This is a genomic window from Acinetobacter sp. FB, from assembly GCF_056033405.1.
In genome coordinates, this window is record NZ_CM148502.1 from 870,978 (window position 1) to 882,957 (window position 11,980).

Here is an 11,980-nt window from a genome sequence, read left to right on the forward strand (position 1 = left end):
GAGGCAGAAATGAGCTACAATAACTTTTTATATTTATTAAGTGACGCACTCAAAAATAATCACATTGATCTTGCACTTGCATCAGTTAAAACTTTTCAAGCTATCGATATTGCAGATGTATTAACACAGCTTTCTGCTGAACAAAGTCAATTGCTGCTCACACATTTACCTGATCGAGCCTATGTCTTTTCCTATCTTCCTCCCAGTGAACAAGTCAAACTCGCCCAAGCCATGCCCAGAAATATTTTGGCTGAAATTATCGGCGAAATGTCCTCGGATAAACGTGCCGATGTGTTCAAATGCTTGGATCAAGAACAACAAAATGCGTTGTTGCCTGCTTTGGCTCAAGCAGAACGCGAAGATATACGTCAACTATCTTCCTATTTAGAGGGAACGGCAGGCTCAATCATGAGCTCGGAATATGCGACTTTAAAACCGAATATGATGGTCAATGATGCGATTAAAATGTTACGCCTAGAAGCACCTGATACCGAAATGATCTATTTTGCTTATGTACTGGATGAAGCGCGTAAGATTTTGGGCGTATTGTCTTTAAAGCAGTTAATTTTGGCACCTGAAGATCAAAATATTAATGAGTTGATGGAGACCAATGTCTTAACCGCTTATGTAGATACCGATCAAGATGAAGTGGCAAAAACCATTGCTCGTTATGATTTACTTGCATTGCCGATTATTGATCATCAACAGATGATGGTCGGTATCGTGACCTACGATGACGCAATGGATGTGGCGAGTGAAGAAGCAACCGAAGACTTCTTAAAAGTCGGTGCCGTCAATGCATCTTCTAAACTCAGTATCAAGTCTGCCCCCATTTTGCAACTTTACCAGAAACGAGTGTTTTGGTTAGTATTTCTCGTGTTTGGTAGCTTGTTGTCAGGGATTGGTATTGCTCATTATGAAGATGTGATTGCGAAAAATCTTGTCTTAGTATTTTTTTTACCACTATTGGTGGGAAGTGGAGGCAATGCTGGTTCTCAGTCTTCAACACTTATGGTGCGTGCTTTAGCGACAGGTGATGTGCAATTTAAAGACTGGTTCTATCTGCTCGGACGGGAAAGTTTGGTCGCTTTATGTTTAGGGGGAACTATGGCGGTTGCCGTGTCATTGCTGGGTTATTTCCGTGGTGATGAGATGGTAGCTTTAGTTTTGGCGCTGAGTATGATGGGAATTGTACTCATGGGTTGTCTGATTGGTATGAGCTTACCATTTATTTTAAATAAGGCTGGACTTGACCCTGCCAGTGCTTCGGCACCCTTGGTCACTTCAATTTGTGATGCAACTGGAGTATTGGTGTATCTATTTATCGCCTCAATGATTTTATTCTGATTGGTAATAATAATTGTACCGACAAAACGAAAAATCTGCTTTATTCTCAAGCATAAACATGGTTTTTAGGTTGAGTGAATGATTGCTCCAACAGAACAGAAAAAATTAACTCAGCAGCAAGCGATTGCTGTTGAACGTGATTTAGCAAAATTTGCGAATACCATGGACAGTTTGGTTCGGATTCCTTTTACCAAACAGGGAGTCGGGGCAGATGCTGCATTGAGTACCATTCCTTTTGCGGGCGATATCGCAGGTTTTGTTTTAACACTGTATGCTTTTAAAAAAGCCAGAGAAGTGGGCGTACCACAGCATAAACTGAACGGTGTAGTCAAACTGGCAATTATGGATATGTTGGTGGGTTTTGTACCTATTGTCGGTACCTTATTTGACGTATTTATTCGTCCAAGTCGCAAGACACTGGAAATCGTACATGACCATATCCGTGAGGAATATCAAGTGCACAGTGATATTCATGTGGTGCATCCATTCTTGCATGAATCCCTTGAACAAAAGCAGAAAACTTCAGCTTTCTGGCGTAATCCGATCGTGAGTTGGATTTGGTTACGTATCCCAGATTTATTGGGTATTGCTGTACTGATTTTATTGGTTGTTGCAGTTTGGGCTGGTTTTAGTTATCTGTGGCAGTTTTATCAATCTTTTCAAACACACTAGATTTTAAGCAAAAATAAAGCCTCCATAACGGAGGCTTTATCATTTATCTGATAATGATTATTGAACATTTAATTGCTGTAAAGCGGCAACACGTTGTTCAATGGTTGGATGAGTTTGGAATAAAGCCGCTAAGCTAAAGCCTTGTTCCTTACCTTCCGCAATTGCAAATGCTTTCATTTCTTTTGGCATTTGATCAGGCATTTCTGATTCTGCCTGTAAACGAAGTAGAGCAGAAATCATTGCTTGTTTGCCTGCTAAACGTGCACCAGCTTCGTCTGCGCGATATTCACGTTGGCGAGAGAACCACATTACAATCGCAGAGGCCAAAATACCAAATACGATGTCGAGTACAATCGTAATAGCAAAATAAGCAAGACCAGGTGCTTCACCATCTTCACGACCGAACACATTACGGTCAATAAAGTCACCTGCAATACGTGCAAAGAACATAACGAAGGCGTTCACTACACCTTGAATCAATGCAAGGGTCACCATGTCGCCGTTGGCAACGTGACCGATTTCGTGCGCAAGTACAGCACGAAGTTCATCTTTGTTCATACGCTCAAGTAAGCCTGTCGAGACAGAGACTAAAGCATCATTTTTATTCCAACCTGTCGCAAATGCATTGGATTGGTAAGAAGGGAAAATACCAACTTCAGGCATTTTAATACCTGCACGTTGAGAAAGTTGTGCCACTTCTTGTAGTAACCAAGCTTCTGCTTGACTACGAGGAGCATTTGGGTCAATTAATTCAGTTCCAGTGGTTTTTTTAGCCATCCACTTCGACATGAATAAGGAAATTAAAGAACCCACCATACCAAAGACAAAACAGACGACTAAAAGGTTGCCTAGATTCAAGCCACCCGCGCCATGGTAACTACCGACACCGAAGAGTGACAAGATAATGCCAGCTACAACCAGTACCGCGAGGTTGGTCAGCAAGAACAAACCAATCCGCATCATTGAGAAAATCCTCTTATAAATAAAAACTGATCTGATTTATAAATTATAAATCATAACGCTAATATGCAGGGCGAACCCTAAAAATTCAAGCAAAAAATGAGCGTAGATACATTAAGCTAATAAAACAATAGAAGTGTTTTAAGAAGGGAGAAACGACTAATTTATTTGAAAAAAACAAATAAAATCATGATGTGAGAATAAGTGATTTCTTTGTTTAATCACTTACTCGGATTCGTGCAGATGCCGTTGCATTGGCTGTGGTATATGTGCCTGGTGCATCTGTAAAAGTACCATCGGCCAATGTGATAATTTGACGGCTATATTGTTTAGGTGCAGCCACAACTTCTGAATTTGAAGATGTATAATTAGCCGATTGAGCAATCACTTGAGTATTTGCATTGTTAGAACTCGAAGTTGAACTTAGACCTGATGAATAGAGATTTTGAAAACGACTTGTGACACGACGGACATAATCTTGTGTTTCACGAAATGGCGGTATTCCACCATATTTATCAATATTGCCTTCACCAGCGTTATAAGCAGCAATTGCAAGTTGCGTATTGCCATTAAAACGTTTTAACAACCAACTTAAATATCTAGCACCACCAAAAATATTTTGTTGAGGGTCGTAAGCATTACTCACATTAAAACGCCGTGCAGTTGCAGGCATCAGTTGCATTAATCCTTGAGCGCCGACAGGGGATCGCGCATTAATATTAAAACCTGACTCAGTATGCATAACGGCTTTAATAAGACCTTCTGAAACGCCATGCTGTTGCGCTGCTTGACGGATCATTTGATCAAAAGCATTTTTATTACGACTATAACTTGGTAGAACAGAGGCTTCACTTGACCCCCAGTTACTATAGCTGTGAATATTGCTATCAGGATAATAGGTCGCTTTAATCACTTTTAGGTGATTGTATTCAGCTTTCTTTTTATTGGTAAGTAAAGTTGTACCATTATCATCTTTAAATTGATAAATGGTTTGACCAGCATAACTAGATACTGTCGTATTTAAAAAACCGATTGTCCCCAAAAAAAGGACGAAAATATATTTTGTTTTGTCCATCATTATAATATTCACAAAAGATGAGCATGGGTTCTTCACAGCAGTGTAACAAAAAAAAGCATAAAAAAAACTTTAGCTACAATTTTTTTATTTCCACTGTCTTACAAAAAGCAAGTCGATTTGTGCGAATGTTCAGCAAAAAAAATTAAATTATTTTTTTTAAAATCTAAGTCTTGACATATTTAAAGCATTGTTTTTATTAATTAAAAATCATTGGTTAAAAAATGATCAATTTGATTGTAAGCCTTGTTCTCACATAAAAATACTTTGTCAATAGCGAAGAAATCCACAATTTTATCCACAGCTTTTGTGGAAAACTGTGGAAAAGTTTGAAATATAAGCAATCCAGACCGTTTTGACATAATTTGGTCAGAATTTTACCAGTGTGAAACTGAAATATGACGATTGCACGAAATTGAAAAATTCTCTAGGTGCGCATCTTTTCGGAATCGGATAAAATCTTGCGGTATTTTTGTTTATGAGTAAATCACGTCTATGTACGCGCCAGTGGAGTCCAACCAAGGATTTAATTTTAAGCCTGAGCTTCCGACAAGTTCGGCATATTATCGCCTGTTGAAAAAGCTTCGTCGTCAAGTAGGGCATGCAATTCGTGATTACAACATGATCGAAGATGGCGACAAAGTCATGGTCTGTGTGTCTGGTGGTAAAGACAGTTACACGTTGCTTGATATTTTATTGCAGTTTAAACGTATCGCGCCGATTAACTTTGATGTTGTGGCTGTGAATCTTGATCAAAAACAACCAGGGTTCCCTGAAGATGTTTTACCACGTTATATGGAAGAAAATAACATTCCATATTACATTCTTGAAAAAGACACTTATACGATTACTAAACGCCTAACGCCTGAAGGTAAAACCTACTGTGCAGTATGTTCACGCCTACGCCGTGGTTCGTTATATGGCTTCGCACAAGAAATCGGTGCAACCAAAGTTGCATTAGGTCATCATCGCGATGACATTATGGCGACTTTCTTTTTAAATTTATTCCATGGCGGTAGCTTAAAGGCAATGCCACCAAAACTTCTTTCTTCAGATAAAAAGAATATCTTGATTCGTCCTTTGGCTTATGTCGAAGAAAAAGACATTATTAAATATGCTGATCTACGAAAGTTCCCAATCATTCCGTGTAACTTATGTGGTTCACAAGAAAACTTACAACGTGCAATTATTAATGATATGCTACGTGAATGGGATAAACAACATCCAAAACGTTTACATAGCATCTTTGGTGCCTTACAGAATGTATCGCCTTCACAATTGGCTGACCGTGAATTGTTTGATTTCGAAGCCTTAGATGGGCAACGTGAATTTGATATGAAAGACCCTGAAGAGATGAAAAACCGTCTTGATGTAGTGAACTTGAGTTTTGCTGCTGAATAAAATGTAAAACTTTTTGAAAAGGCACTTATTTAAGTGTCTTTTTTTTTATAAAAAAGAGCTAAAAAGTGAATTCTTCGTACAAAAAGCCATAGCCTAAAATAAAAATTACGTGCTATAACAGGGCACAAGCAAATTGCTTCATTTAATGTTATCTGGATAGATGACACAAGAAATTGAACAAATATATTTGAGGAATAATCATGGCTGCATTTTTAACTGATGATTGGTTTGCAACTGTTGAAAAACTTACTGCTGAAGCGGGTGATTTAAATTTACCACCAGCGCTTGCGAATTTAGCGATTAACTTAGTTGTAACAGATGCAGCTGGTAATACCGAATTGGCTTTAGATGCTGGTAAAATCCAAAAAGGTTTGTCTGCAAATGCTAAAACAACTTTAAACATGGATGCTGAAACATTACGTAAAGTATTCTTAGAATTTGATATGGCTGCTGCGATGCAAGCATTTATGACTGGTAAAATCAAAGTACAAGGCGATATGTCTCAACTTATGGCTTTACAAACAGCGAAGCCAAGCCAAGAACAAAAAGATTTATTCAAGAAAGTACTTGAGCAAACTGCTTAAGTCCTTTTCTCATAAAAAAGCTTACCGCGAGGTAAGCTTTTTTATTTTCAACTTAGACATCAATACGACTGTTGGTCTTTAAATGTTCTAAGTAAGTTCGAATACGTGTCACGTATTGAACTGCTTGTTTATATCGACCATTTCGCGCTTGGTTACGCTGTAAATAATCATATAAATTTACCCATTGATTTGGGTTTTTTCCTTGGTTTTTGATTCGGTTTTGAATCTGATTGACTGCACCTGGTCCCATGTTATAGGCGACCAAAGCATACCAATTACGGTCTGGATAAGGTACATTCGAAAATTGATCTAGCATCAGATCAAAATATTTCGCACCACCTTGAATACTTTGTATTGGATCAGATCGGTTGCTCACACCCATTGCTTGAGCGGTGCTATTGGTCAACATCATCAAACCACGCACGCCAGTGGGAGAGACTGAGGTGGGTTTCAGATAAGACTCTTGATAGCCAATTGCAGCGAGCAAATGCCAATCTAAATTATATTTAGAGGCACTTTGTTTAAAGCTTGCTTTATAAATTGGCAAACGCTGATTCAGGTCTTTTTGAATCGTAGACCATGCTTCAGGTTTAACCACATTGCGATTATAAAAGGAAGCAAGTTGTTGGGTTGTACCAAGCTGTTTGCTTTGACAAACAAATCCACTTGCAGTGAGCGTTAACGGATCATCAGCTTGCTTAAGTACCCAATTGAGTTGAGGATTTAATCCGTTTTTACTTAAAGTAGCTTGATCACCACAACTTGCAGAAAAAGAGACAAGTTGTTTACTTTCAATGGCTGCTAAATTTGCAGTTGTCATAGCAAGATTAGCTTTACCTTGAGCAATCCACTTTAACGCAGTTGCATTATCAGGAACCGTTTTAAAATCGAGTTTGACATTTAAACTCTGGGCGTAATTTCGTGCTAAATCATAGCCAAAACCATGCAAAAATTGCCCGTCTTTAAATACAGTTGTTGGGTTTTCAACAGCAACTACCGTTAATGTATTGGTTGTTACAACTGTATTATATTGATGTGATTTTTCTGCGTTCAAACTATTAAATGGAAGGATTGCTATTCCTAATACCATCGTTTGAAATGAAAGTTTAGAAGATAAAGAGTTAAGGCTAGGCCTCGACCCAGAACTTGAATTACTGTGCATGTTGTCTCCGCTACAGGTAATTTATGCCCAAAAAGTTCAGCAAAACAAAGCTTTAACTTTTAAAAGTTGATAAATTCAATAAGGGTGGGCAAGTCATGACGCCATTCAAAATGACATAGGATTAATGGGAGAAATGATGTTCGTGTTACACATCATTCACAAAGTGTACAAAAATTAAACAAAACCAACTTAGGGGCGCATATTAAGCGCCGAAAAAAGGATTGTCAAATTTTGATCAATAAAAAAATGAGAAATACCTCACAAATGTATGATTTGAAAAAGAATAAAATTTATACACTGTTGTCGTGCTAAAATAAGGAATACAATGCAAAAACTTGTAAATAGAATGTTGTTTTAACGTATTTGAACCCATGAAATCTAACTTAATTACGCGAACTGGACATGATTTATTGGTTGCCGAGTTGAAAAGACTATGGCATGACGAACGACCAGAAATTACTAAAAAAGTAAATTGGGCTGCAAGTTTGGGGGATCGTTCAGAAAATGCAGATTACCAATACAATAAACAAATACTCAGAAAAATAGATCGTCGTGTCCGGTATTTAGGTAAACGTTTAGAAGAATTAAAAATTGTCGATTATATGCCTGAGCAAGAGGGCAAGGTTTATTTTGGAGCTTGGGTAGAGATTGAAAATGATGACGGGGAGCAAAAAAAATTAAGGATTGTTGGGATAGATGAAATTTATGATCATCATCCCCAGCATATTTCGATTGAGTCTCCAATGGCACGTGCATTATTAAGTAAACAGGTGGATGATGAGGTGGAAGTCATTACTCCATTAGGAAAAAAAGTGTGGTATATCAACTCAATTTGCTATGAAAAATCTAAAAATGTTTAAATTTTTACTGTTTTGATTTTATTTTGAGCATTTGATTGATTATTTTGAATAAAAGATTTGCCAATTCTAATTTTTATTTATATGATAGCCGCCATTGGAAGCGTGGCAGAGCGGTTTAATGCACCGGTCTTGAAAACCGACGAGGGTGTGAGTCCTCCGTGAGTTCGAATCTCACCGCTTCCGCCAAATATATAAATAAGCCCTTGTTATTGCAAGGGCTTATTTTTTATCTGCGTTTTTACCCCTCAAGCCACCCCGCATTGAATATTGGATTAATGAGATGGATTTCGAATAATCCATAAAAAGAGACTAAATAAGTTTAATTTTATAGAAGTATCGACACCTATTTTAATAAAATAAATAAAACCAATATTTTATTGTCAACGGTCGATCATGGCAAACTAGATAGCATTGGGATAATTCATTTTTGAAGAAATTATAGCAGTTCAGTAATAGTTTTAAGGAGCAGAATACGAGCTATCTAATTTTGTGAGAAAGGATAGTGCAGTATTAGCATTTATTGTTTTTTCTTATAAAGTTTTATTCCATAGTAAAAATATACATAATTTTTCAAAAAAAAGGCTACAATTCTATACTTACATCGTTCGAGTGATACCAAATAATTAAGACTGAAGTCATGGTTGATCTCAATAGCTATTTACGCTGTGTTGGATATTGGAGTTTGCATGAGTAAAGACACGTCAGCTTTAGTTGTTGCTGAAGATACGATGTTGTCTCATGATACTGAAACAACATTAGAGCATGTTATCAGCATTATGCCTCAGCTCATTCATTGGCTAATAAAATCTGGTATTGGCTATAATGAGTTCACCACTGCGCTTAAAGCATTGTTCTATAATGAAGCGATTAAAGAGTTAGAATCGATTAAACAAAAGAAAACAGATTCAGCGATTAGCCTATTGTCAGGATTAAACCGTCGTGATGTGAGAAGTTTTTGCCAAACTTATGGTGAATATACACTGGTAGATCAGTTTAATTTACAATTACCGATCAGCGTTCCTGCGCGTGTTGTTGGTGTATGGATCAATCAAAAATTACCTTTGCAGATTCCCTTTCAAGGTGAAGAGAATAGTTTTGAAAGTCTAGTTAAACAGATTTCTTCAGAAAAGCACCCTAAATCAATTTTATTAGAATTGAAACGCTTAGGTATTGTTGTAGAAGAAAATGACAATGTGATTTTACAAAATTCAAGTTTTACTCCAAATCCACAAGCTGATGAAAGTAAACAGTTATTTACTCAAAATATTTCGGATCATTTGTCAGCAGGAATTAGCAATTTAACTCAAAATACAAATTTTTTAGAGCAAGCGATATTTGCAGATGAGTTGAGTCAAGAGTCAGTAGAAAAATTGAATCAATTGAGCGTTGATCTGTGGAATTTAATGTCTAAAGCGATCATCTCGGCAGCGATCGATCATTGTAAAAATGATGAAGCTAATCCTGAAGCCAACAAACGTTTTCGGCTTGGTGTTTATCAATATAATGAATAAGATATTATAAATGTTAAGTTTTTTGTTTTTTGACTTTTCCTATCTTATCTAAACCTCTCCAAAGTATGGAATAAGAAATTTTATAACCAAAATGTTGTTCAAAAGGTTCAAGTAAATCTTTAATTTGATGGTAAGGCGTTGAATCAATAAATTCTTCGAAGCTTTTTAAGTCCTTAATTGAGAATCTTCTTCCATTACGAATAGCAGGTAGTGGTTTGAGATCTTTAGTATTTTTCTCTAAAGAAATCCATTCATCTAAAGTGGAACGCGCAATATTAAATTTTTTACAGACATTAGATTTATGTTTTGTTTGACGATAAGCCGCCATCACTTTCTTTCGAAGTTCTAATGAATGAGCTCGCATAAAAATTTCTTGCTACTTCCTATATTGTTACGTTACCGATGAATTTAGAAGATCAAAATAATTTTGAGATCAGATAAATTGTTGTTACGCGGTAATTTCCCGACTGTTTTGCTCAAGTTTTTAACACCCCAAAATCTATCATTAAATTCAAATAATGTACATATTGAACATATTTAAAAAATATTTTTTATTTCAGATCATACAATTTTATCCATTTTTTATATTTTTAAACTATAAAAATTAATTATTTATATATAAATTAAGCTTTTTTTATAAAAAAAATTGCACTATTGCATGCACTAAAACTATATGTTAGTTTTTTTAATATGTGCAGATTACACATTAAATATTGATTTTAATGACTCATACCACAGAATCCATAGATCTGAGTTTTTAATTCTTTAAAAATCAATATTTATCAACAATTAATGAGTTTGCAAAAGGACAACCTAATGAAAAAAACTTTTAAATTATCAGTGATAGCAACAGCGTTATTGGCTGCGAATGTATATGCAGCTCAAACCAATATTGGTACAGGAAATACTGCAACAGGGCCAAATACCACTGTTGTTGGAACGAATAACCAAGCTGGCGATACCACTGTGATTGGTACAAATAATAATAGCAGTGGCGGTGGCTTAGGATTTGTTGGGGGAACAGATAATACTGTGGAAGCGAATGGTGCTGTAGCCGTAGGAAATAATAATACGGTTAAAGGACATTACAGCGTTGCCGTAGGTAGTGATATTACGACTGAAGCGCAAGCAAATACTGCGGTAGGTAACAATATTACGGTCCACGATACTTGGGGAACTGCTGTCGGTGGAAATATTGAAATTTCAGGTGAGCAGGCAAGTGCTTATGGTGACTCTGTTATTGTAAATGGTACGGGTTCAACAGCGATTGGTTCAACTTCAGAAGCAAAAGGTGAGTATGCAACAAGCCTTGGTTTTGGTGCAAAAGCAACAGCAAATAATGCGATTGCAACAGGCAGTAATGCTGCTGCGAGTGGTCTAAATTCAATTGCTATTGGTAATACTGCTGAGGCGAGTGCAGAAGGTGCGATTGCGTTAGGAAATGGTGCAAAAGCCACTGCTAAAGGTGCTGTGGCGATCGGTGCTGGTACAGTCAATGATGTGGAAAATACGGTTTCAATTGGTGATCGTCGTATGACTTGGGTCGCTGATGGTATTGGCGATAACGATGCCGTGAATATCAAACAATTAAAAGATGCACTTGCGAGTGTTGATACAGCACCAAGCCAAGCAGATCTTGATGCAATTAATAATAAAATCGCCGCTGAAAAAACTGCACGTGAAGCAGGTGATGCTGATCAAGCCAATAAATTAGCTGCTGAAAAAACTGCACGTGAAGCAGGCGATGCTGATTTACAAGCAAAAATTGATAATGAAGCAGAACTTCGAGCAAAAGCAGATGCAGATGAAGCGACTGCACGTACAACTGCAATCAATAACGAAGCTCAACTCCGTGCTAATGCCGATGCAACAGAACAAGCAGCACGCATAGCGGGAGACGAAGCTGAAGCAACAGCACGAATTGCTGGTGATGAAGCAGAAAAAGCAGCACGTATTGCAGCAATTAATACTGAAAAAGATGCACGTATTGCAGGAGATGCTGCTGAGGCGACAGCACGTAACAATGCCGATATTGCTTTAGGAAAACGGATTGATACTGAAACAGCAACTCGTATCTCTGAAGTTAACCGTTTAGATCGACGTGTTGATCAATTAAACACACGTTTAGATCATGTTGAAACCACTGCAAATCGTGGTATTGCGATTTCTTTAGCAACACAACAAGCGATTCCAAGCATTCAGCCAGGGCAAGTGGCTGTATTTGGGGGAGTCGGATATTACGAAGGAGAGGCTGCTGGTGCATTTGGTGTTGTGACATCATTTAGTGACCGTTTCTCTGGAAGTGGTGCCGTAGGTGTTGCAGATGGTGGGAAATTTGGCGGTCGTGCAGGCGTCGCTTATGTCATCGGAGGGAACTAAGTTGGGCTTAGTTATATTAAAAACTGAGT

General features: G+C 37.3%; 11 protein-coding genes and 1 tRNA gene. 8 read left to right on the top strand and 4 right to left on the bottom strand.

From position 1 onward, the window contains the following. Nucleotides 1-9: 9 nt before the first annotated feature. Nucleotides 10-1,347 (top strand): magnesium transporter, encoded by a 1,338-nt coding sequence (gene mgtE, locus AC0JIQ_RS04030; protein ID WP_474202708.1) that lies wholly within the window; start codon nt 10-12, stop codon nt 1,345-1,347. Nucleotides 1,348-1,425: 78 nt separating this feature from the next. Continuing rightward, nucleotides 1,426-2,019, top strand: coding sequence for a DUF4112 domain-containing protein (locus AC0JIQ_RS04035; protein ID WP_474202709.1), 594 nt, complete (start codon nt 1,426-1,428; stop codon nt 2,017-2,019). 57 nt (nt 2,020-2,076) lie between these two features. On the opposite strand, the gene htpX is transcribed toward AC0JIQ_RS04035, so the two are convergent. Together htpX and AC0JIQ_RS04045 are read right to left on the bottom strand one after the other, a co-directional pair. Beyond that, on the bottom strand, nt 2,077-2,982 hold the full coding sequence (gene htpX / locus AC0JIQ_RS04040; protein ID WP_004660837.1) for a protease HtpX: 906 nt from the start codon (nt 2,980-2,982) through the stop codon (nt 2,077-2,079). A gap of 214 nt (nt 2,983-3,196) precedes the next feature. Further along, nucleotides 3,197-4,057 (bottom strand): lytic transglycosylase domain-containing protein, encoded by an 861-nt coding sequence (locus AC0JIQ_RS04045; protein ID WP_474202710.1) that lies wholly within the window; start codon nt 4,055-4,057, stop codon nt 3,197-3,199. 492 nt (nt 4,058-4,549) lie between these two features. On the opposite strand from AC0JIQ_RS04045, the gene ttcA reads away from it, so the two are divergent. Together ttcA and AC0JIQ_RS04055 are read left to right on the top strand one after the other, a co-directional pair. Further along, nucleotides 4,550-5,455: a tRNA 2-thiocytidine(32) synthetase TtcA gene (gene ttcA, locus AC0JIQ_RS04050; protein ID WP_004660841.1), complete on the top strand. Its 906-nt coding sequence runs from the start codon at nt 4,550-4,552 to the stop codon at nt 5,453-5,455. A gap of 200 nt (nt 5,456-5,655) precedes the next feature. Next, the gene (locus tag AC0JIQ_RS04055) at nt 5,656-6,039 is read left to right on the top strand and encodes an SCP2 sterol-binding domain-containing protein (RefSeq protein ID WP_004660844.1); all 384 of its coding nucleotides are present in this window, start codon (nt 5,656-5,658) and stop codon (nt 6,037-6,039) included. 52 nt (nt 6,040-6,091) lie between these two features. Here the strand turns inward: AC0JIQ_RS04055 and AC0JIQ_RS04060 are convergent, their stop codons facing one another. After that, nucleotides 6,092-7,201, bottom strand: a complete 1,110-nt coding sequence (locus AC0JIQ_RS04060) for a transglycosylase SLT domain-containing protein (RefSeq protein ID WP_004660845.1) — start codon at nt 7,199-7,201, stop codon at nt 6,092-6,094. A gap of 371 nt (nt 7,202-7,572) precedes the next feature. Here AC0JIQ_RS04060 and greB point away from each other — a divergent pair, with 371 nt between their 5' ends. The 3 genes from greB (at nt 7,573) to AC0JIQ_RS04075 (ending at nt 9,572) form a co-directional block, all read left to right on the top strand. After that, complete coding sequence (gene greB / locus AC0JIQ_RS04065) at nt 7,573-8,061, top strand: transcription elongation factor GreB (RefSeq protein WP_474202711.1); 489 nt, start codon at nt 7,573-7,575, stop codon at nt 8,059-8,061. Nucleotides 8,062-8,157: 96 nt separating this feature from the next. Next, nucleotides 8,158-8,247, top strand: a tRNA-Ser gene (locus AC0JIQ_RS04070). Between the two features lie 500 nt (nt 8,248-8,747). After that, nucleotides 8,748-9,572, top strand: a complete 825-nt coding sequence (locus tag AC0JIQ_RS04075) for a hypothetical protein (RefSeq protein ID WP_046739556.1) — start codon at nt 8,748-8,750, stop codon at nt 9,570-9,572. Nucleotides 9,573-9,585: 13 nt separating this feature from the next. Here the strand turns inward: AC0JIQ_RS04075 and AC0JIQ_RS04080 are convergent, their stop codons facing one another. Beyond that, complete coding sequence (locus AC0JIQ_RS04080) at nt 9,586-9,936, bottom strand: helix-turn-helix domain-containing protein (protein WP_474202712.1); 351 nt, start codon at nt 9,934-9,936, stop codon at nt 9,586-9,588. A 452-nt stretch (nt 9,937-10,388) separates the two neighbouring features. On the opposite strand from AC0JIQ_RS04080, the gene AC0JIQ_RS04085 reads away from it, so the two are divergent. Beyond that, a complete protein-coding gene (locus tag AC0JIQ_RS04085; RefSeq protein WP_474202713.1) occupies nt 10,389-11,951 on the top strand; it encodes a YadA-like family protein in 1,563 nt (520 codons plus the stop codon). The last annotated feature ends 29 nt before the right edge of the window (nt 11,952-11,980 follow it).

Excerpts from the sequence above, each read along its gene's own strand:
- mgtE (WP_474202708.1), top strand. The coding sequence starts at position 10 with ATGAGCTACAATAACTTTTTATATTTATTAAGTGACGCACTCAAAAAT.
- AC0JIQ_RS04035 (WP_474202709.1), top strand. The coding sequence starts at position 1,426 with ATGATTGCTCCAACAGAACAGAAAAAATTAACTCAGCAGCAAGCGATT.
- htpX (WP_004660837.1), bottom strand. The coding sequence starts at position 2,982 with ATGATGCGGATTGGTTTGTTCTTGCTGACCAACCTCGCGGTACTGGTT.
- AC0JIQ_RS04045 (WP_474202710.1), bottom strand. The coding sequence starts at position 4,057 with ATGATGGACAAAACAAAATATATTTTCGTCCTTTTTTTGGGGACAATC.
- ttcA (WP_004660841.1), top strand. The coding sequence starts at position 4,550 with ATGTACGCGCCAGTGGAGTCCAACCAAGGATTTAATTTTAAGCCTGAG.
- AC0JIQ_RS04055 (WP_004660844.1), top strand. The coding sequence starts at position 5,656 with ATGGCTGCATTTTTAACTGATGATTGGTTTGCAACTGTTGAAAAACTT.
- AC0JIQ_RS04060 (WP_004660845.1), bottom strand. The coding sequence starts at position 7,201 with ATGCACAGTAATTCAAGTTCTGGGTCGAGGCCTAGCCTTAACTCTTTA.
- greB (WP_474202711.1), top strand. The coding sequence starts at position 7,573 with ATGAAATCTAACTTAATTACGCGAACTGGACATGATTTATTGGTTGCC.
- AC0JIQ_RS04075 (WP_046739556.1), top strand. The coding sequence starts at position 8,748 with ATGAGTAAAGACACGTCAGCTTTAGTTGTTGCTGAAGATACGATGTTG.
- AC0JIQ_RS04080 (WP_474202712.1), bottom strand. The coding sequence starts at position 9,936 with ATGCGAGCTCATTCATTAGAACTTCGAAAGAAAGTGATGGCGGCTTAT.
- AC0JIQ_RS04085 (WP_474202713.1), top strand. The coding sequence starts at position 10,389 with ATGAAAAAAACTTTTAAATTATCAGTGATAGCAACAGCGTTATTGGCT.